This window comes from Pseudomonas sp. LG1D9 (genome assembly GCF_002949995.1).
Lineage (GTDB): Bacteria > Pseudomonadota > Gammaproteobacteria > Pseudomonadales > Pseudomonadaceae > Aquipseudomonas > Aquipseudomonas proteolytica.
Map to the genome: position 1 here is coordinate 5,442,518 of NZ_CP026881.1, position 20,823 is coordinate 5,463,340.

Annotated in this window: 17 protein-coding genes; 4 read left to right on the forward strand and 13 right to left on the reverse strand. The window is 63.6% G+C overall.

The features are described from left to right. Window positions 1-48: 48 nt before the first annotated feature. From C5F71_RS25210 to C5F71_RS25260, 10 genes are all read right to left on the reverse strand, one after another. Complete coding sequence (locus C5F71_RS25210; protein WP_092236378.1) at window positions 49-1,059, reverse strand: aldo/keto reductase; 1,011 nt, start codon at window positions 1,057-1,059, stop codon at window positions 49-51. 54 nt (window positions 1,060-1,113) lie between these two features. Next, window positions 1,114-2,286, reverse strand: a complete 1,173-nt coding sequence (locus C5F71_RS25215; protein WP_104912243.1) for an acyl-CoA dehydrogenase family protein — start codon at window positions 2,284-2,286, stop codon at window positions 1,114-1,116. 8 nt (window positions 2,287-2,294) lie between these two features. Beyond that, window positions 2,295-3,935, reverse strand: a complete 1,641-nt coding sequence (locus C5F71_RS25220; RefSeq protein ID WP_104912244.1) for an ABC transporter ATP-binding protein — start codon at window positions 3,933-3,935, stop codon at window positions 2,295-2,297. Then, complete coding sequence (locus tag C5F71_RS25225) at window positions 3,932-4,699, reverse strand: ABC transporter permease (RefSeq protein WP_240160289.1); 768 nt, start codon at window positions 4,697-4,699, stop codon at window positions 3,932-3,934. The genes C5F71_RS25220 and C5F71_RS25225 overlap by 4 nt, the downstream gene beginning before the upstream one ends. A gap of 175 nt (window positions 4,700-4,874) precedes the next feature. Continuing rightward, window positions 4,875-6,212 carry an LLM class flavin-dependent oxidoreductase gene (locus C5F71_RS25230; protein WP_104912245.1) on the reverse strand — a complete coding sequence of 446 codons (1,338 nt, stop codon included), beginning with the start codon at window positions 6,210-6,212 and terminating at the stop codon, window positions 4,875-4,877. A gap of 14 nt (window positions 6,213-6,226) precedes the next feature. Further along, window positions 6,227-7,468 carry an acyl-CoA dehydrogenase family protein gene (locus C5F71_RS25235; RefSeq protein ID WP_070996277.1) on the reverse strand — a complete coding sequence of 414 codons (1,242 nt, stop codon included), beginning with the start codon at window positions 7,466-7,468 and terminating at the stop codon, window positions 6,227-6,229. 184 nt (window positions 7,469-7,652) lie between these two features. Next, window positions 7,653-8,576: an ABC transporter permease gene (locus C5F71_RS25245; protein ID WP_029294693.1), complete on the reverse strand. Its 924-nt coding sequence runs from the start codon at window positions 8,574-8,576 to the stop codon at window positions 7,653-7,655. Further along, on the reverse strand, window positions 8,573-10,285 hold the full coding sequence (locus C5F71_RS25250) for an ABC transporter substrate-binding protein (protein WP_104912246.1): 1,713 nt from the start codon (window positions 10,283-10,285) through the stop codon (window positions 8,573-8,575). Before C5F71_RS25250 ends, C5F71_RS25245 begins: the two co-directional genes overlap by 4 nt. 16 nt (window positions 10,286-10,301) lie before the next feature. After that, window positions 10,302-12,431, reverse strand: a complete 2,130-nt coding sequence (locus C5F71_RS25255) for a TonB-dependent receptor domain-containing protein (protein WP_238353709.1) — start codon at window positions 12,429-12,431, stop codon at window positions 10,302-10,304. Between the two features lie 420 nt (window positions 12,432-12,851). Then, window positions 12,852-14,162, reverse strand: coding sequence for an MFS transporter (locus C5F71_RS25260; protein WP_029294704.1), 1,311 nt, complete (start codon window positions 14,160-14,162; stop codon window positions 12,852-12,854). 170 nt (window positions 14,163-14,332) lie between these two features. Between C5F71_RS25260 and C5F71_RS25265 the strand changes: the two genes are divergently transcribed. The 3 genes from C5F71_RS25265 (at window position 14,333) to C5F71_RS25275 (ending at window position 17,547) form a co-directional block, all read left to right on the forward strand. Then, complete coding sequence (locus tag C5F71_RS25265; RefSeq protein ID WP_104912247.1) at window positions 14,333-15,439, forward strand: sugar diacid recognition domain-containing protein; 1,107 nt, start codon at window positions 14,333-14,335, stop codon at window positions 15,437-15,439. A 386-nt stretch (window positions 15,440-15,825) separates the two neighbouring features. Beyond that, complete coding sequence (locus C5F71_RS25270; RefSeq protein ID WP_104912248.1) at window positions 15,826-16,974, forward strand: glycerate kinase; 1,149 nt, start codon at window positions 15,826-15,828, stop codon at window positions 16,972-16,974. 60 nt (window positions 16,975-17,034) lie between these two features. Continuing rightward, window positions 17,035-17,547, forward strand: coding sequence for a GNAT family N-acetyltransferase (locus C5F71_RS25275; RefSeq protein WP_104912249.1), 513 nt, complete (start codon window positions 17,035-17,037; stop codon window positions 17,545-17,547). Here the strand turns inward: C5F71_RS25275 and C5F71_RS25280 are convergent. Next, the gene (locus tag C5F71_RS25280) at window positions 17,535-18,236 is read right to left on the reverse strand and encodes an aspartate/glutamate racemase family protein (protein ID WP_029294712.1); all 702 of its coding nucleotides are present in this window, start codon (window positions 18,234-18,236) and stop codon (window positions 17,535-17,537) included. The two genes, C5F71_RS25275 and C5F71_RS25280, sit on opposite strands and share 13 nt — an antisense overlap. 119 nt (window positions 18,237-18,355) lie before the next feature. Here C5F71_RS25280 and C5F71_RS25285 point away from each other — a divergent pair, with 119 nt between their 5' ends. Beyond that, a complete protein-coding gene (locus tag C5F71_RS25285) occupies window positions 18,356-18,850 on the forward strand; it encodes a hypothetical protein (protein WP_029294714.1) in 495 nt (164 codons plus the stop codon). A gap of 166 nt (window positions 18,851-19,016) precedes the next feature. Here C5F71_RS25285 and C5F71_RS25290 read toward each other — a convergent pair whose 3' ends face one another. Together C5F71_RS25290 and ccoN are read right to left on the reverse strand one after the other, a co-directional pair. Then, window positions 19,017-19,238 carry a hypothetical protein gene (locus C5F71_RS25290; protein WP_029294716.1) on the reverse strand — a complete coding sequence of 74 codons (222 nt, stop codon included), beginning with the start codon at window positions 19,236-19,238 and terminating at the stop codon, window positions 19,017-19,019. After that, window positions 19,238-20,665, reverse strand: coding sequence for a cytochrome-c oxidase, cbb3-type subunit I (gene ccoN / locus C5F71_RS25295; protein ID WP_029294717.1), 1,428 nt, complete (start codon window positions 20,663-20,665; stop codon window positions 19,238-19,240). The genes C5F71_RS25290 and ccoN overlap by 1 nt, the downstream gene beginning before the upstream one ends. Window positions 20,666-20,823 lie beyond the last annotated feature (158 nt).

Here is a 20,823-nt window from a genome sequence, read left to right on the forward strand (position 1 = left end):
ACGTTTAATGCGGGGGAAACTCTTCCCCCGTTTTACTCAGATCATCCGTTAAGGCCGTACAGCTCGCCCCGAGACAAAGTGCCCCACATCATTGAACCCCGGTGTCGACGCATGCCCCGGCGTCACCAGCGAATCAATAAACGCCTCGTCCTCAGCACTGATCTTCACCTCGAGCGCCCCGGTATAGGCGTCCCACTGCGCCTCGGTACGCGGCCCGACAATCGCCGAGCTGACCGCCTGGTTGTTCAGGACCCAGGCAATCGCAAATTCGACAATCCCCACGCCACGCCCTTGGGTGTATTGCTGGATCTGCTGGGCGATGCGCAGCGATTCCACGCGCCATTCGGTTTCCAGGATGCGTTTGTCCTGGCGGGCGGCGCGGCTGCCGGCTTCGGGGGTGATGTCCGGTGCGTACTTGCCACTGAGCACGCCACGGGCCAGCGGGCTGTAGGGCACCACGCCCAGGCCATAGGCCGCCGCTGCAGTGATCTGTTCCACCTCGGCCTGGCGGTTGACGATGTTGTACAACGGCTGGCTGATGATCGGCCGGTCCACCCCCAGGCGTTCGGCCACGCGTACCACTTCGGCGATGCGCCAGCCCCGGTAGTTGGACAGTCCCCAATAACGGATCTTGCCCTGGCGGATCAGATCGCCAATCGCCGAAATCGTGACCTCCAATGGGGTGGCGTGGTCTTCGCGGTGCAGGTAGTAGATGTCCAGGTAGTCGGTGTCGAGGCGGGTGAGGCTGGCCTCCAGTGCGTTGAAAATGCGCTTGCGGCTCAGGCCGCTGCGGTTGGGCAGGCCGTCCGGCGGGCCGAAGCCGACTTTGGAGGCCACGACCCAATCGTCGCGATGCCGGCTGATGGCTTCGCCGACAATTTCTTCCGAGCGCCCGCCGGTGTAGACGTCGGCGGTGTCGATGAAGTTGATGCCCTGGTCCCAGGCCTTGTCGATGATGCGCAGCGAGTCTTCGGTGTTGGTCTGTTCGCCAAACATCATGGTGCCCAGGGTCAGTGGGCTGACCTTGAGCCCGGACTGGCCCAGCGTGCGGTAAATCATGGTGAACTCCTCAAAAGCGCAGACAGTTGCTATGCAATACCAGAGAGCAAGGCTCTAGAACAAGCCCGACGTCGGTGGCTCGGTGTCCTTGAGCCGATAGGCGCCGACCACCGCGGCCTTCCAGTGCCGCGGATTGTGGTTGGCCACGGTGCGCGCATTGCGCCAGTGCCGGTCGAGGTTATGGCTGCGCCCGGTAGTGGAAGCGCCGCCCACGTCGAACAGCAGTTCAGCGGCCTTGAGTGCCGACTCGGCGGCGATGTATTGCGCCTGGGCCACGTCAATGGCTGCGCGGGTCACCGACTGGTGATCCAGCGCATTGGCCCACGCGGCGTCGATGCGGTCAGCCGCACGCAGCACCACGGCTTCAGCGGCAAACGCGCGTGCCGAGATCTCACCCACGGAAAACTCCACATAGGGATCGTCCACCGAGCGGCTGGCGCTGCTGTGCTTGATCGGCCGCGCATGTTCCTTGGCAAAGGCCACCGCATCGTTCAAGGCATTGCGCGCGATACCGGCCTGCACCGCGCCGAGGAACAGTTGCAGGAACGGCGTGATGATCGAACGCTGGCCTTCCTCCACCACCCGTGTGCGGATTTCTTCGCGGCGCACCAGCACGTTGTTCAGGCGCGTGGTGCCGCTGGCCGTCAGGCGCTGGCCCATGGCGTCGAAATCATCCACCAGTTCCAGGCCTTCGCGGTCGCGGGGCACCACGAATGACACCGGCTCCTCGTTTTCATCCAGGGCTACTGCGCTGACCCAATCGGCATACAGCGCGCCAGTGCTGTAGTACTTGCTGCCATTGGCGCGAAAGTGTTCGCCCTCCGGCACGATCCGCGCGCTGACCTGGCCGTTGGCGCCACCGATTTCCCAGCCGGCGTTGCCGAACACCTCGCCCTGCAGGTAGTGGGCAAACCATAACTGGCGCTCGGCTTCGGACTTTTGCACCAGCAAGCTCTCGATAAAGGCAAAGCTGGGGCGCAGGGACTGGGCGATATTGGAATCCACTGCCGCCAGGTCGATCACGAACTGCACCACCTCGCGCACACTGGACTCGCTGCCGCCATAGCGCTGAGGAATACGCAGGGTCAGCAGGCGTGCTGCGGCCAGCTGGCGGATCTGCTCATGGGGCAGTTGCCGGGTGCGCTCGCGTTCGGCGGCGCCCTCGGCGATCTGCGGCAATAACACAGCGGCACGCTGCAACAGCTCTGGCACGGACAAAAAGCTCATGACAATCCTTATATGGCAATGGCATAGGTAATGAAGTGGTGCTCGGGCACCGGGGCCGGCCGGTCGATCTGCGGGATGGCGTCGAGCAGGGCGCGGGTGTAGGCATGTTGGGGGTGGTCAAATACGTCGCGCACCGTGCCGCTTTCCACGACTTCGCCGTCCTTCATCACCAGCACCCGTTCGCTGACCTGGTTGATCACGCCCAGGTCGTGGGAGATGAACAGGCAGGCCAGTTTCAGGCGTGACTTGAGGTCGGCCAGCAGCGCGAGGATCTGCGCCTGCACCGACACATCCAGGGCCGACACCGGTTCGTCGCACACCAGCACTTGGGGGTTGGGCGCCAGCGCCCGGGCAATGGCGATACGTTGCCGCTGGCCGCCGGAAAGCTCCAAGGGGCGGCGGTCGAGCACGCTGGCATCCAGGCGCACCAACTCCAGCAGCTCCAGGGTGCGTGCCGGCCATTCGCGGCGTGGCAGGCCCGCCACTTGCAGCGCCTCGTTCAGCACCCGGGCCACGGTGTAGCGCGGGTCAAACGAGCTTTGCGGGTCCTGGAACACCACCTGGATGCGCTGGCGCAGTTGGCGGCGTTGCTGATCGTTGAGTGCGCTCCAGGGCCGCCCGTTAAGCCACGCATCGCCGGCGTCCGGGCGTTCCAGCCCTAGCAGCATGCGGGTGAGGGTGGTCTTGCCACTGCCGGACTCGCCGACAATCCCCAGGGTTTCCCCAGCCCGCAGGCTGAAGCTGGCGTTGTGTACCGCGACATGGGGCTGGCCGTCGGGGCCGATAAAGGTTTTTTGCAGGTTGCGCGCCTCGATCAACGGCAGGTCGAAACGCTCGACACTGGCCACCTTCGGCGCCGCCCGGTTCGGTCGTTGGAAATGCACGGCGCGCCCAGCCCGCAGCAGCGATTGGGTGTAAGGGTGCTGCGGATCATGCAGGATCGCCTCCACCGGGCCCTGCTCGACAATCACCCCGTGATGCATCACCGCCACCCGGTCCGCCAGGCGCGACACCACCGCCAGGTCATGGCTGACCACCAGCATCGCCATGGCCTGGGAACGCAGGGATTCCAGCAGCGCCAGGACTTGCGCCTGCACCGTGGCGTCCAGCGCCGTGGTCGGCTCATCGGCAATCAACAGCCGCGGGCCTGCGGCAATCGCCGAGGCGATCAGGGCCCGTTGGCGCAGCCCGCCCGACAGTTGATGGGGGTACTGCAACGCGCGTAGTTCCGGTTGTGGGACACCCACCGAACGTAGCAACTCGATGACCCGCGCCTGGCGCGCATCGCGATCCAGTTGCGTGTGCAAGCGCAACGGTTCGGCAATCTCCTTGCCCACCGGGCGCAGGGGGTCGAGGGAGCCGAGGGCGTCTTGCATCACAAAGCCGATCTGCGCACCGCGCAGGGTCTGCCAGGCACGGTCGTCCAACTGGCGCAGGTCGATGTCGGCAAACGCCAGGCGTTCGGCCTGTACCCGTGAGCCGGCGCCGCTCAGGCCGCTCAGGGTGCGTGAGGTGACGGTTTTGCCCGAGCCAGACTCGCCCACCAGCGCCAGGCATTCACCGGCGGCCAGGCTGAACGATATGCCCTTGATAATCGGTGTGTGGCCAAACTGCACCCGCAGGTCTTGCACTTGCACTAACGTACTCATCGGGATTTACCCTCACTGCGTGCCAGCCAGTCACGGCCAATGGCGGTGATCGACACCACCGTCAGGATGATTGCCACGCTCGGCCAGGCCACCAACCACCAGGCATTGGCCAGGTAATTGCGGCCCATGGCGAGCATCGAACCCCATTCCGGCGCGGGCGGCGAGGCGCCAAAGCCTAAGAAACTCAAGGCCGCGCCGGTGATGATGTTGTGCCCGATACCAATGGTGGCGAGGATCAGGATCGGTTTGATCGCATTGGGCAGCACATGCCGCAACACCACGGCTGCACGATGTCGGCCGAGGGTGGTGGCGGCTTCGACGTAGGGCGCATCGCGCACTACCAGGGTCTGCGCACGCACCATTCGCGCAAAGCGCGGGATGCTCGCCACGCCCACTGCGATCAGCGTGATCCACAGGCCCTGGCCCCAGAACGTGATGATCACCAGGGCCAACAGCAGGTCGGGAAACGCCAGCAACACATCGATCAAACGCATGATTGCGCCATCCACCAGGCGCGGGCCAAGTCCCGCCGCCAAGCCGAGGATGATCCCGACGCCGAGGCCGATGGCCGTGGACACCAGGCCCATCAACAGCGAAGGACGCACCCCGTGGATCAAGCGGGCGAGTACATCGCGCCCGTTTTCATCGGTGCCCAGCCAGTGGCTGCTGCTGGGGGGCAGGTAGGCGTTGCGGGCGGCGGCGGCCAGTGGGTCGACGCCGGTCAGCCAATGGGGGGCAATGGCAGCGAGGATAAGCGCGATCAAAAACAGCCAGGCCAGGGCCAACCCAGGCCTGACAGTGGCGCGCCCCCTTGTGGCGAGCGGGCTTGCCCGCGTTGGGCGGCGAAGCAGCCCCAACATAGCGCGCAGAACGGGGTTGCCCGGTAGAGGGCCGGGAGGGCTGCGCAGCCCCGCGCGGGTAAGCCCGCTCACCACTGGGTTAGTGGGTTTCATGGCGGCTCCTTGCATACTGGCTTTGCGGGTACGGCAAGCCCAAATGCTCACGCAACGTGCTACCGCTGTATTCATGGCGGAACACCCCGCGCTTGCGCAGCAGCGGCACCACCTCATCGACAAACACCTCGACCCCCGAGGGAAACATGTCCGGCATGATGTTGAAGCCATCGGCCGCGCCCGCGAGGAACCAGTGTTCGAGGGTGTCGGCCACCTGTTCCGGGGTGCCCACCAGCAGCCGATGGCCGACCAGGATGCGCTGGGACAGTTCACGCACCGTCAGGCCTTCGCGGCGGGCCAGGTTGAGCTGGGCTTCGAGAAACCCCTGGGAACCTTGTTCATAAGTGCCCACTTCACCGATCCGCGCCCACGGCAGCGGCGCATCCAGCTCCAGCTCTTCGGCCGGGATGCCGACCCGTGCGGCCACCTGCTGGATCAGGCCATGTTCGCCGTGGTAGGCATTGAGTTGATCAAAGCGCGCATGGGCTTCGGCCTCGCTGCTGCCGATCACCGTGGACAGGCCCGGCATGATTTTCAGGTGCTGGGGATTGCGCCCCCAGTGCGCGGCGCGTTGCTTCATGTCGCGGTAGAAGTGCAGGCCATCTTCCAGGCTGGTCTGGGTGGTGAAAATGGCATCGGCATACCGCGAGCCCAGGGCCTTGCCGCCTTCCGACGAGCCTGCCTGTACCAGCACCGGGCGGCCTTGGGGTGAGCGGGGCAGGTTCAGCGGGCCCTTGATGGAGAAGTGCTGGCCGACAAAGTCCTGGCTGTGGATCTTGTCGGGGTGTGCGTAGCGCCCGCTGCCGGCATCGCCGATGATCGCGTCGTCCTCCCAGCTGTCCCAGAGCTTGCACGCGATGTCGATAAACTCCTCGGCGCGGGCATAGCGCTGCGCGTGCTGCAGTTGGTTGGCCAGGCCAAAATTCTGTGCGGCGGCATCGGTGGCGTTGGTCACCACATTCCAGGCCGCGCGGCCCGCGCTGATATGGTCCAGGGAGGCAAAGCGCCGGGCCAGGTTGTAGGGATCGTTATAGGTGCTGGAGGCGGTGGCGATCACGCCGATGTGTTGCGTGGCCAGGGCCACGGCAGTCAACAGGATGGTCGGTTCCAGGCGGCCCACCGGCTGCGTGGCCACATCGCCCACCAGCGCCGGGCCGTCGGCCAGGAAGATTGCATCCAGGCAGCCGCGCTCGGCAATACGCGCGATATTGCGGTAGTACTCCACATCCAGGTAGGCATCCGCCGGCACTTCGCCGACCCGCCAGGCCGCCGCGTGCGCGCCGAAACCGAGGATGTTCATGCCAATGCTCATGTGCTTTTTCATGCAGGTTCCTGGGGTTAGACGGCGCTGGCTTCATCGCGCGCGCTGGCATGCTCGGGGTTGTCGGCCACGGCTTGTTCCTGGGCGGCGCGCCAGGCGGCAGCGGGGCTGACGTCGTTGAGGTAGAAATCGCCCAGGGCCCGTTCGCGGTAGATCGCCGGGTTGTGCGAGGCCAGGGTGCGGGCATTGCGCCAATGCCGGTCGAGGCGCCGCACTTGGCTGGTGGCCGAGGCGCCGCCGACTTCGAACAGCAGGCTGGTGGCTTCCAGCACCAGCGGCAGGATCACTTGCTGTGCCTGGTAGGTACGCACATCGGCGTCGACGTATTGCGCTTCGCTGATGGAGCCGTCGAGCACGGCCTCATGGGTGGTTTGCAGCACCTGCGCGGTGGTCTGTACCAGGCTGTCGGCGGCATAGGCCAGGCTCGACAGCTTGCCGATCACCCGTTGCACCAGCGGGTCCAGGCGCGGGCTGGATTGCCCGGGGATGCCAAAGGCGCGGGTGCGGCCCTGGACAAACTCCACGGCATCGCGCAGCGCGGCCCGAGCGATCCCGGCCAGGGTCGCCAGGTGGAACAACTGGTAGAACGCCGAGATATACGACTCGGCCCGCAATTCGCCGGGCTTGAAGCGCCGCAGTACTTGATGCTCGGGCACCGCCACCTGGTCGAAGCGCGTGGTGCCGCTGCCGCTCAGGCGCTGGCCAAACCCGTCCCAGTCATCCACGCGGGTCACGCCGGGCGCATCGGTGGGCACCACCACGCTGATAAAGTCGGCACCGTCGGCGGCGGCCACGGCGATCCAGTCGGCATACAAGGTGCCGGTGCAGTAGTACTTTTGCCCGTCCAGTTGCCAGCCTGCGGCGGTGGGTTTGAGCGTCACCGAGTTGGTGGTGGTGTCACTGCGCTCGGCCATGGCTGCGCCCCACAATTGCCCGGCGACGACCTTGGGAAACCAGTACGCCTGGGATTCACTGTCCTGGCTCACCAGCCGGCCTTCGACGAAGCCGAAATGCGCGCGCACGATCTGCGGCAGGTTCGAGTCGGCGCTGCCCAACTCGGTGAGCAAGGCGAACAACTCGGGCAGGCTGGCGCCCAGGCCGCCCTGGCTACGCGGTACGCGCAAGGCACCGAAGCCGGCGTGTTTCAACCAGCCGACGGCGTCGAAGGCCAGGGTCCGCTCCTGTTCACGCTGCACCGCGCCCTGGGCAATGCGCTGGAAAACCGGGGCGAAGCGTTCGTGCAGTTGGGTGTTGCTCATAGTCGGTTCCTAATCTGAAATTAAGTCATTCAAAGCTGACGACGATCCAATGTGGGAGCGGGCTTTTGTGGGAGCGGGCTTGCTCGCGAAGGCGTTGGATCAGTCAGCCTATGTATTGACTGAAACGCCGCCTTCGCGAGCAAGCCCGCTCCCACACAAGCCAGCCCCCACATAAAACCGGTGTTCATCGCGGTTTAACCCGTGGGTCAATCAACCCGTTGAGCACATCCACCAACAGGTTCACCACCACATAAACCAGCGCCGCCAACAACGTGATCCCCAGCACCACCGGCGCATCCTTGGCCACGGCGGCATCGAGCATCATTCGCCCGATACCCTGGCGGGCGAACAGCATTTCGGTGACCACCGCTCCCCCCAGCAGGCTGGCGAAGATGAACCCGGACAGGGTCACCAGCGGCACCAAGGCATGGCGCAGTGCATGGCGCAGGCGCACCGCGGTCTGCGACAGGCCGCGTGCGCGGGCCATGGCGATAAAGGGTTGTTCGAGGATGTCTTCCAGTTCCTGGCGCAGCACCTGGCTGAGCATCCCGGCAATCGGCAGGGCCAGGGCGATGGTCGGCAGGATCAGGGTTTGCCAGCCGTTGGAGCCTGCCGGCGGCAATACCGGCCACTGGAACGAAAACACCAGCAACAGCAAAATCCCCAGCACGAACGACGGCGATGACGACAGCACCAGCTCGCTGGCCGACGCCACGCGGCGTACCCAGGGGTTGCGCTTGGCGGTGAGCACCGCGCTGGCCAGCGCCAGGCCGATGGCCAACAGTGCAGCGCTCAGGGCCAGCTGCAACGTGGCGCCGATCTGCTTGCCGATGGCTTCGGTCACGGGAATGCGCAGGCGGTACGACTCGCCAAAATCACCCTGGGCAATGCGGCCCACGTAGCGTCCGTATTGCACCCACAGTGGCTGGTCGAAGCCGTATTCCTCGCGGACCTGGGCCAGTTGCTGCGGGGTGGGAATGGCATCCGGCCCGCCGAGAATCGCCAGCACCGGGTCGCCGGCACTGAAGTGAATAGCGACGAAGGTCAGGGTGGCCGCGCCCCACAGCACGCCCACGCCGGCCAGTAGTCGAGCGGCAAGCCGTTTCATGGTGCCTCCTGGTCCAGCCATACGCTGGTAAAGAATGGGGTGTTGTGCACGGTGTCGAAGATCAGCCCCTTGACCGCCGTGCGATAGGCAATCAGCACCTGGCTCTCGAAGTCCGGCACCGCTGGCACCACTTCGGTCAGGCGTTGTTGCGCGGCGCTGTAGAGGGCCTGCAGTTCTCGCGGGTCATGGGAACGGCGGGCGGCGCTGAGCAGTTGGTCCAGGCGCGGGTCGCTGAGGTTGCTGAGGTTGTTGCCGCTTTTGGTGGGCGAGGCCCGTGAGTCGCTGTGGTACAGGATGTACAGGCCGTCGGGGGTGTTGGTGTGCCAATAGCCACCGCCGATGGCGTCGTAATTGCCCGCAGTACGACGGTCGGTGAGCTGGGCCAGGGGCATCATTTCAATGATGAATTGCATGCCGACTTTTTTCGCATCCGCCTGCACCGCCACCGCGACGCTGCTGGGGAACGGCGGGCTTTCAAAACCCAGCAAGTGCGCCGACAGGCGCCGGCCATCCTTGACCCGATAGCCCTCGGCATCGCGCGCGGTCCAGCCGGCCTCGTCCAGTTGGCGGTTGGCGGCGTCGACGTCGTACTTCAGTACATCGCGGTAGGCCGGATCGTAGAACGGCGTGTTCACCGCCAGGTAATCGCTCTTGGGCAGGAACTCACCGAACCCGGCGATCCAGGCCAGGCCGTCACGGTCGATGGCCTGGGCGACGGCTTTGCGCACCCGTACATCGTCGAACGGGAAGCGCAGGGTGTTGAACGTGAGGCTGCGGTAAGGGCTGGCCATGCGAATCCGGTTGCGTACCACCAGGTTCTGCGAGGCGCGCATTGCCGCCGTATTCTGCGCCGGGGCATCCAGGGTGAAGTCCGAACGCTTGGATTGCAGGGTGCTGTAGCGGGTCATGGCCTCGGGGATGATGCTCAGCTCGATACGGTCCAGATAGGCCGGGCCGATGTGTCGGGTGACCGGTGGGGCCCAGTGGTAGTCGGCGCGCCTGGTAAAGGTCGCCCCTTGTTCGCGGGTATAGCTTTGCAGCACGAACGGCCCGGAGCCGATAGGGTGCTCGGCGATACTCTTGGGTGCTTCTCGGATCTGTTTGGGCGAGACCATGCTCAGCCAGGACTGCGCCAGCACATACAGGAACGGCGAGTAGGGTTCGCGCAGGTGCGCTTCGAAGGTGTAGTCGTCGATGATCCGGCCGTCGACGTAGGGCGCGATATACGCGGCGGCCAGCGGTGATTTGGTGGCCGGGTCGCGCATATGTTCCAGGTTGACCCGCAACGCCTCGGCATTGAATTTTTCGCCGTCGCTGAAGGTCACGTCGTCACGCAGGTGGAAGGTGTAGGTCTTGCCATCCGGCGAGACGTCCCAGGACTTGGCCAGCCAGGGCGAAATCTTGCCGTTCTCGTCCTGATACAGCAGGCAGTCGTAGACGATGCGCGCCAGCCATTGCACGTTGCCGTGGTAACTGGAATGCACATCGAAGGTGCCGGTATCCAACGCCGCCGACACGCGTAAGGTGCCGCCCGGCGTGCCCTGGCGGGTTTCGTGGTAGTCGCTGGGGTCATAGCTGAGCAGGCCCTGGGCGTCCAGGTGCCCGTCCACCCGCTGCACCGAGCTGGGCGGTGGGGCGTCCGGCGAGCAGGCGCTCACCAGCAGCAACCCCAGGAACAGGCCGAACCTGCTCCAGTGATTGATCGGCATCGTGAAAGCTCCCACCTTAGAAGTTGAACGCCACACCGGTGAAGGCACCAAAGCCGTCCCCTGGATACAGCGCGGCAACGTCCTTGCCCTGGGCGTCGTAGATCGGCTGTATGGCAGTAACGTAGTTCTGGTCGGTGAGGTTTTTCACGTCCAGGTACACCTGCCATTTCTTGCTTGGGGCTTCGTACCCCAGCTTGGCGCCGAAGATCGTGTAGGAGGGCGCATACAGGGTGTTGGCGTAGTCCACGGCGGTACTCGATACCGAGCGCACATTGACCCCGGCATAGAACCCGTCGGGATGGCGGTATTGCAGCTCGGCCTGGTACACGTGCTTGGGCAGCCCCGGCAGCTCGTTGGAGCCAAAGCGTGCGTCGTTGCGGTAGTAGAAGTCATTGAGGGTGTAGGCCTGGCGCAGGCTGACTGTTTCGCCGCGCGCGCTGTGCCACAGCTCGGTATCCAGGCCGGCTTCGACGCCCTGGTGGATGGTCGGGCTGGCGTTGGAGGTGGAGTTGACCGCCGCGGTGGTGTTGGTGGCCGGAATCACCTCGACGGTGAGCAGTTCATCCTTGATCCACGAGCGGTACACCGCCAGGCTGCCGTCGAAAATCCCGGCTTTGCCGCGCACGCCAAACTCAACGGTATTGGCCTTCTGCTCGGTGAGGGTCTTGGCGTAGTTGCTGGCCACCCCAGAGCCTGAAGACGACCAACTGCTGGGCGGGTCGATGGAGCGGCTGACGTTGCCGAACACCTGGAAGTTGGGCGTGATTTCATAGCGCAAGCCCAGGCGCGGCGCGACGTTCCAACTGTCGTAGTCGTAGTGGTCAGGGTAGGGCGACGTATTGGCGCGGTCCGAGTAAAGCACTTCGATATCGCGCTTGATCTGGCTCAGCGACAGCCCGGTGGACAACCACAGGCGATCGGTCAGTTGCAGGTCGTTGCCGGCGGCAAACACGCGGTCGAACGAGCCGGTGTAGCGCGCCTGTTTCTGCAGGGCGCCGTAGGTGCTGGAGGCGGGGTTGCCGTTGTAGGTCTTGACTCCGGCCTGCAAGTGCTGGGTGCTGGTCAGGCTCAGGGACGTATTGCTGGTATGGCCCTGGATCTGGTCGCTGCGGTTGTAGGTGAGCGACAGGTTCAGGTCGCGCCAGTCCCAGTAGTTGGGGTTGACCGTGCTCTTGCGGTACAGCACTTGCGGATAGTTGTGATAGACCAGGCCAAAATCCAGGGTCGCGTCATCGTCGAAGGTATAGGTGGTCTTGCTGCCGACCCAGGTCGACCCGCGCTTGGTCGAATCATCGCGGCTGGCCAGGGCCACCGGGTTGGTTCGCGACGAGTTGTGCTTGAGCTGGGCCTTGGTCAGGGTGCCGGAGCTTTCGTGGTATTCCTCGCGGTAGCGTACGAACAGCCGGGTCTCCAGCTTGGGGTTGAAGCGGTAGCCGAAGTTGGTGACCACGCCCTTGGCCTTGGTGAAGGTCCAGTCCTGGTAACCGTCGCGTTCGGAGTTGCTCAGGCTGACGTAGTAGTCACCATTGCCCACCACGCCGCCGGTGCTCAGTTGCTGCTTGCGCCAGCCAAAGCTGCCGGCCTCCAAGCGTGCGTGATTGCCCGGTGCAGTCAGGCCAGAGTGGGTCACCATATTGATCGCGCCACCCAGCGACAGCGCGCCGTACTGGAAGGCATTGGCCCCGCGCAGTACTTCGGTGTAGTCCAGGCCCTGGGTTTCCAGCAGCTCATAAGGCGTGCCGCCGGAGCCGGTCAGGGCCAAGCCGTCGAACAGGAACTTGGTGCCTTCTCGAAAATACCCAGGGGAGGTATTGGCCCCGGAGCCGCGAATGGAAATCTTGATGGCATCGTTGCCGCCCGCCGACTGCGCGTACACACCGGGCTGATAGGCGAGGGTGTCTTCCAGGGTCGCCGAGCGGCCGCGTTCGACATCGGCGGCCTTGACCAGGCTGACGCCGCCGGCCACCTCGTCGAGCTTGAGCTGGGCTTCTTCGCTGGCGGTGACCTTGCTCGCCTGCACCGTTACGGTCTGCAGGCGCGAATCCTCGGCGTGGGCCCATTGGGAGGCGAGGATCAAGGTCAGGGCACTGACGGTTTTAAACGAGCTGGAGGATAGTTGAGGCAGAGGCCTTGAGATCAACTTCAATTGTGCATTCCCTGTGATTGGCTACGAGTGGAGGCGAGTTTCTATTCGTATAGTCAATCTCTGGCAGGGATAGAGCAGAAAGCATGCCAAGAGCCAAAGCGGGTTTTTGTGGGGTATTTGGTTTTAATCAGCGGGTCGCTTATGCCAAAAAACGACACCTGTGTTGAACCACTGTTCGATTTTGAACAGTACTGAGGAGCCCGTGCTAGAGCGGTTTTGGTTATGAGGTTAGATCATTCGCCGAGCAACTCGGCACAGATATCACCGGCCTCGACAGCGGCGGCCTGCTGTAAACACCGAACCAAATGTGGGCTTGCTCGCGAAAGCGGTGTCTCAGTCAATACATAGGTTGACTGATCCACCGCCTTCGCGAGCAAGCCCGCTCCCACAAAAAGCGGCTCCTACATGTTTTTGAGCGTGTCAGGCCTTCAGGGTGCGGGTCATGCGCAACGCCAGCACGCTACCCGCGACAATCACCGCTGCCAGCAAGTACAACGCCAGGTCGGTTGACCCGGTGGCATCCTTCACAAAACCCACCACATACGGGCTCAGGAAGCCCGCCATCTGGCCCATGGAGTTGATCAACGCCAGGCCTCCCGCTGCCGCGCCGGCGCTGAGCATGGCGGTGGGCACCGGCCAGAACATCGGCAGGCCGGTGAGGGCGCCCATGGTGGCGATGGTCAGGCCGAGGATGGCAATGGCCGGGGTGGTGGCGAAGTTCACTGCGATGATCAGGCCGACAGCGCCCATCAGCATCGGCACCACCAAATGCCAGCGTCGCTCCTTGCGCAGGTCGGCAGAGCGGCCCACTACCAGCATGAACACCGCCGCCAGCAGGTAGGGAATCGCACTGAGCCAGCCAATTACCAGGTTATCGCTAAAGCCCATGTTCTTGATGATCGACGGCAGCCAGAAGTTGATGGCGTACACGCCGCTCTGAATGCAGAAGTAGATCAGGCCAAAGGCCCAGATCGCCGGGTTCTTGAACACTTCCAGCAGCGAATCTGTGGTGGTCTTGGGCTTGTTGGCCAGGTCGGTGGCCTGGTCGGCCTCGAGCACCGCGCGCTCATGGGCGGTCAGCCACTTGGCGTTGGCAAAGCTGTCGCTGAGCAGGAAGTAGGCGAGGGCACCGAGGATGACCGTCGGCACACCTTGCAGCAGGAACATCCACTGCCAGCCCGCGAGGCCACCCTGGCCGGCCGCGAAGTGGTTGAGGATCCAGCCGGAGAACGGGCTGCCGAGCAGGCCCGACACCGGGATCGCCGACATGAACAGTGCCATGATCCGCCCACGGCGGAAGGTCGGGAACCACTGCGAGAGGTACAGCACCACCCCCGGGAAGAAGCCCGCTTCGGCGGCACCGGTAAACAGGCGCAAGGTGTAGAAGTGCGTCGGTGTGGTGACAAACAACAGGCAGGTGGACAGGGTGCCCCAGGTGATCATCATCAGCGCAATCCAGCGCCGTGGCCCGAACTTGGTCAGCGCCAGGTTGCTGGGTACGCCGCACAGCACGTAGCCGATAAAGAAAATCCCGGCACCGAGGCCGTACACGGTCTCGCTGAACTTCAAGGCGTCGAGCATCTGCAGCTTGGCAAAGCCGACGTTGACGCGGTCCAGGTAGTTGAACAGATAGCAGATGAAAATGAAGGGGATCAGGCGCAGGGTGATGCGCTTGTAGACGGCGTTTTTGTCGTCATCGTTGGCCTGGGTAGCGGCGGCGCTCTGTGACATGGCGTTCTCTCTTTATTATGATTTTTCGCGATGCGAGGGTAACGTTGATCGCCCCAAGAGTCTCGGTCACGGGACGGTGCCGTGTCTTTGTGCCCCCGCACAGCGATCGATCCATTGCGCTGTGCCTTTGAACAATCGCTTAATGCAGCGCTTTCAAGGAATTTAGCCCCATGTTCGAACTCGATCATGACCTGGCGCAGGATATCGTCAATCGCACGATGGCCATTTTGCCCTATAACGTCAACGTCATGGACAGCCAGGGCCTGATCCTCGGCAGCGGCGAGCCGGAGCGGATCAATACCCGCCATGAAGGCGCGCAATTGGTGTTGGCCAACGGTCGCGTGGTGGAAATCGACAGCCAGACCGCCAAGCATCTCAAGGGCGTGGCGCCGGGGATCAACCTGCCGTTGCTGCATGACCAGCGCCTGATCGGAGTGCTGGGCATCAGTGGTGAACCGCAGCTGCTGCGCACTTATGCCGAGCTGGTGCGCATGACCGCCGAGATGCTGGTCAGCCAGCGCCATCAACAGGCCGAGCAGCAGTGGCGGCGCCAACGCTGTGATGATCTGCTGGCGTTGCTGCTGGCCGACAGTGGCGAATCACCGCGCCTGGTGGATGAGGCCCAGCAACTGGGGCTCAAGCCGCAGTTGCCGCGCACCCCCTATCTGTTTGAACTGGGCCCGGGCCAGAGCGCCGAAGCCCTGGCGGCCTGGCTGGCATCGCGTTACCCGGACAGCTGGTGCGTCAGCTCCGCGCAGTTTTCGTTGCTGTGGTGTCGCCCTGCGACGGTGCCGATCGACAACCCGCGCCTGCTGGAAAAGCTCGACGCCTCGGGCTGGAACGTCTTGCGGGTAGCCGTGGGTGGTCAGGCCGATGGATTGACGGGCTTGCGCCGCTGTTATCGTCGCGTGGCGGACTTGCTCGCCTATGGCCGCGACGTGCTACCCCAGTCGCGCCTGCTGATCCTCAATCGCTACCGGTTGCCAGTGATGCTCTGGCGTCATCGCAACGACGATGCGCTGGACGAGTTACTCAACCCGTTGCGCAAGGTCCTGGCCAAGGACAGCAACGGCCAGTTGCAGGCCACGCTGCGCAGTTGGTGCGAGCACGACGGACAAAGCCAGGCCTGCGCCGACGCCTTGGGCATCCACCGCAACAGCCTGCGCTACCGCATGGAACGCATTGCCGAGTTGAGTGGTGTCGACCCCTTGACCCTGGATGGCATGCTTGCACTGTACCTTGGGGTGCAACTGCTGCCCCAAGGCCCGCACCTCTGATCCTGGGCTGCGGCTATGGATATGGCTATGGATATGGCTTTGGCTTGTCTGTGGCGAGCGGGCTTGCCCCGCGCTGGGCTGCGCAGCAGCCCCAAACCCTGCACCCTCGGACTACCTGGTAAAACTCGGTGGGCTTATTTGGGCTGCTACGCAGCCCAGCGCGGGGCAAGCCCGCTCGCCACAAGCAAGCCCGCTCGCCACAAGCAAGCCCCCTGGCCACAAGCAAGGCCGCTGGCCACAGGTAAGCTTACTGGGCAAAGGTTAGCCATGGTTTGTGCAGGTTTTGTCCAAATGAACAATAAACCCCAGCCACGCTTGTGCATCGGACAGGCGTCATTGCCGGTGCCAGCTGGCAGCATGGGTGTCATAAAAACCGGAGAAAGCCCATGAAAGTCATCATCGCCCCCGACTCGTTCAAGGACAGCCTGAGTGCCGAAGGCGTAGCCCAGGCCATTGCCCAAGGGTTGGCCCAGGTCTGGCCCGATGCGGAGCTGATCAAGTGCCCGATGGCGGACGGTGGTGAGGGCACGGTGGAGTCGGTACTCGCCGCCTGCCATGGCCAATTGCGCAGTTGCACCGTGCAAGGCCCGTTGGGCGGGACCGTTGAGGCCCGCTGGGGCTGGTTGGCCGAGAGTGCCACGGCAATCATCGAGATGGCCGAAGCCAGCGGCTTGCAACTGGTCCCGCCGGGGCAGCGCGATGCCTGTTCCAGCAGCACCTTCGGCACTGGTGAGCTGATCCGCGCCGCCCTGGATGCAGGGGCCCAGCGGATCATCCTGGCGATTGGCGGCAGCGCCACCAATGACGGCGGCGCCGGTGCCATGCAGGCCCTTGGCGTGCAACTGCTCGACGCCCAAGGCGCAACGCTGGCGCGCGGCGGCCTGGCCCTGGCGCAGTTGGCTCGCATCAATCTTGAATCGATGGATTCGCGGCTGGCCCAGGTGCGCTTCGAGATCGCCGCTGACGTCAACAACCCCCTGTGCGGCCCCCACGGCGCCTCGGCGATTTTCGGCCCGCAAAAAGGCGCCACTGCACGCCATGTCGAGCAACTGGACCAGGCCCTGGGACACTTCGCCGACCACTGCGCCGAGGTGTTGCCCCGGGACGTGCGCGACGAGCCGGGCAGCGGCGCCGCGGGGGGCCTGGGCTTTGCTGCCAAAGCCTTCCTCGGTGCGCAGTTTCGCGCGGGTGTGGACGTGGTCGCCGAATTGGTGGGCCTGGAAGATGCGGTACGCGGCGCCGACCTGGTCATCACCGGCGAAGGCCGCTTCGACGCCCAGACCCTGCGCGGTAAAACCCCGTTTGGCGTGGCACGGGTGGCCAAGCAGCACGGCGTTCCCGTGATTGTGATCGCCGGGACGCTGGGCGAGGGCTACGAGCAAATGTACGCCCATGGCGTCGACGCCGCGTTCGCCTTGCCAGGTGGGCCGATGAGCCTGGAGCAGGCCTGCAGCGAAGCGCCGAGGCTGTTGCGCGAGCGGGCAGCGGATATTGCGCGGGTCTGGCGGCTGGGTGCACAGCGCATTCGAGGATGACAGCGCTTGTTATCGCCACCTACACTGATCGGCCACTTGTCTTTCAAAGGATGAAACACAATGCCTGTACCTGACAGCAAGATCGTGATCCAGCGCTTTGCCGAAAACCATCTCGAAGGCATGCACGCGCTCTATGACGACCCGGCCGTGTGCCGTCAGGTGCTGCAGATGCCTTTCCAGTCACTGGAAATCTGGCGCAAGCGCCTGGCCGATACCAATGAGCGACTGCTCAGGCTGGTGGCGGTGCACGCAGGCGAGGTGATTGGCAGTTGCACCCTGGAGCAATATGCGCGCAGTCGCCAGAGCCACGTCGGCAGCATCGGCATGGGGGTGGCGGTGGCCTGGCAGGGCCAGGGCGTGGGCAGCCAGTTATTGGGTGCGGCGCTGGAGGTGGCTGACAACTGGATGAACCTGCACCGGGTGGAGCTGACGGTGTATGGCGACAATGAGCCGGCCCAGGCGCTGTACCGCAAGTTCGGTTTCGAGACCGAAGGCCGGTTGCGCGATTACGCCGTGCGTGACGGCGTATGGGTCGATGCCCTGAGCATGGCCCGCTTGCGTCAGACCGCCTGATCCTCCAGGGCAAACGCCACCGCAGCCTGCGCATGCAGCTCGGTGGTGTCGAGCAAGGGCAGGTCGCTGTGCTCGGGCTTGATCAACAGGCCAATCTCGGTACACCCCAGGATAATTGCCTGGGCGCCACGGGCCGCGAGGTTCGCGATGGCCTGTTGGTAAACCTGGCGTGACGCCTCGCTGATGACCCCGACGCACAACTCTTCATAGATGATCCGGTGCACGGCGCGGCGTTCTTGCGCGTCGGGCACCAGTACGTTCAAGCCCTGGGCCGCCAGGCGCGCCTTGAGAAAGTCCTGTTCCATGGTAAACGCCGTGCCCAGCAGGCCGACGGTCAGGGTATTGGCCTTGACCGCCGCCGCGCCCGCCGCATCCGCAATGTGCAGGAACGGCACCGACACGGCCGCTTCGATTTGCGGTGCGACCAAATGCATGGTGTTGGTACACAGCACGATGCAGTCGGCGCCACCCGCTTGCAGGCGACGTGCGGCGTCTTGCAGGATCAGCGCCGCGTCATCCCAGCGCCCGGCGTGCTGGGCTTGTTCCACCGGGCCGAAGTCGACGCTGTACAGCAGCATTTGTGCCGAACGCAATGGCCCCAATCGGTCGCGGACCTGCTGGTTGATGATCCGGTAGTACTCGGCGCTGGACTCCCAGCTCATGCCGCCGATAAGGCCGATGGTGCGCATGCGAAACTCTCCAAACTGTTGGGCGAAAGCCACACCTTACTCAACCCGCGAGCGTTAGTCATACGCGCGGTGGCTGCATCTGCCATGATCGTTGTTTGCAGTCCCCGAGGAACACCGCAATGGACGATGTACAGCAACTGGGCGAGATGCTTCGTCATTACGCCGACAGCGAAGCGCACAAGCGCCAACAGTTCGAGGTGCAGTCAGCCCACTGGACCCAGAAAATCACCGAGCTGTACGGTCATATCGAGCAATGGCTGGCGCCGGTCAAGAGCGACGGTTTACTGCAGGTGCAGCGTGAGGCCTATGTGGCGTCCGGGCCGAGCGTGCCGGTGGAGACTTCGACGTTCAAGACCGAGAAGTTGACCATTCATATTGCTGGCAAACCGGTGGAGTTCGTACCGGATGTGATGGGGGCGGGTGGCTTGATTTCGTTGTCGGTCATTGGGCTGACGGCGGCCCGCTACGGCAGCATTTCCCTCGTGCTGCTGCCGGGATCTGACGACTGGCTATGGAAGAAAACCAATGGCTTGAAAGACCCGGATACCTTCACCTTCGATGCCAATTTCCTGGCCTTGCAGTTGCAGAGCCTGATTCCTCGCGAACGCGGCTGATCCTCAAATAAATGTGGGAGCCGGCAGCAGGCTTTATGTGGGAGCGGGCTTGCCCGCGAAGGCGGTGTGTCAGGTTAGGAATACTTGACTGACACACCGTCATCGCGGGCAAGCCCGCTCCCACACAAGCCCGCTCCCACACAAAGCTCAACAGGCCTTCAGGCCTTCAGACCTCTACGTTGCCCCAACCCGGCTTGGCCTCTTCAGGCGCCACCGCCTTGACCTGCTTGCCCGTCGCCAATTCCACCCGGCGTGCCACTTCCGGGTCGTCGGCAAACGGAATCAGACTGGCCTCATCCAAGGCTTCCCCCGACTGGTCCCGAAGGCAATATTCCACGGTGCCATATAGGCAGATGACCGCCGCCAGGTTGAGGATGATCTCCCACATCAGGCGATCTGCGCATCACGGTGCGCCACCTTCAAGTCCGCTACGCGTACGGTGCGCCAGGTGTTGTAGGCCATCAGCAACATGCCGCCGAGGAAGAACACGCCCCCGGCAAACCGTACGACAAACCCCGGGTGGCTGGCCTGCAACGCTTCGACGAAGGAGTAGGTGAGGGTGCCATCGTCGTTGACTGCCCGCCACATCAGGCCCTGGGTGATGCCGTTGACCCACATCGAGGCGATGTACAGCACCGTGCCGATGGTGGCCAGCCAGAAGTGCAGGTTGATCAGCGGCACGCTGTACATCTGCTCGCGGCCGAAGACTTTGGGGATCATGTGGTACAGCGAGCCAAAGGTGATCATCGCCACCCAGCCCAGGGCGCCGGCGTGTACGTGGCCGATGGTCCAGTCGGTGTAGTGGGACAGGGCGTTGACCGTCTTGATCGCCATCATCGGCCCTTCAAAGGTCGACATGCCGTAGAACGCCAGCGACAACACCAAGAACCGCAGGATCGGGTCGGTGCGCAACTTATGCCACGCGCCCGAGAGGGTCATCATGCCGTTGATCATCCCGCCCCAGCTGGGTGCCAGCAGGATCAGTGACATAGCCATGCCCAGCGACTGCGCCCAGTCTGGCAGCGCGGTGTAGTGCAGGTGGTGGGGGCCGGCCCAGATATACAGGGTGATCAACGCCCAGAAGTGCACGATGGACAGGCGATAGGAATACACCGGCCGCCCGACCTGCTTGGGCACGAAGTAATACATCATCCCCAGGAACCCGGTGGTCAGGAAGAACCCTACCGCGTTATGCCCGTACCACCACTGCACCATGGCGTCGGTGGCGCCGGAATACACTGGATAGGACTTGAACCAGTCCACCGGGATCGACAGGTGGTTGACCACGTGCAGCATGGCGATCACCACGATAAACGCGCCGAAGAACCAGTTGCCGACATAGATGTGCTGGGTCTTGCGCTGCACCACGGTGGTGAAGAACACAATCGCATAGGCCACCCACACCACGGTCATCCACACCGCACCGGAGAACTCGATCTCGGCGTATTCCTTGGTGGTGGTGTAGCCCAGGGGCAGGGTGACCAGCATGATCACGATCACCGACTGCCAACCCCAGAACGTGAAGGCGGCGAGCCAATCGGAGTACAGGCGCACCTGGCAGGTGCGCTGTACCGCGTAGTAACTGGCGGCAAATTGCGCGCTGCCGGCAAAGCCGAAAATCACCAGGCTGGTGTGCAGCGGTCGCAACCGGCCGAACGTGGTCCAGGGCAGGTCCAGGTTCATGTCCGGCCACACCAGCTGCGAGGCGATCCACACCCCCATGGCCATGCCGATAACGCCCCATACCACGGTAGCGATGACGAATTGACGGACAACCTTATAGTTATAGGCCTGCCCGGTTGATGCTGTGCTCATGGTCAGTCTTCCACGGTTTCAAGTCCCGGGCACTGTAGGAAATCCATGAAAAACAAAACAGGCTCAGAAAAACTACATTAATACGGATCAGAATCCATCCATGAAAATATGGGGTATTCCACGGCTGATATGGTTTTTTAGTTTTTAGCTGAATCTGT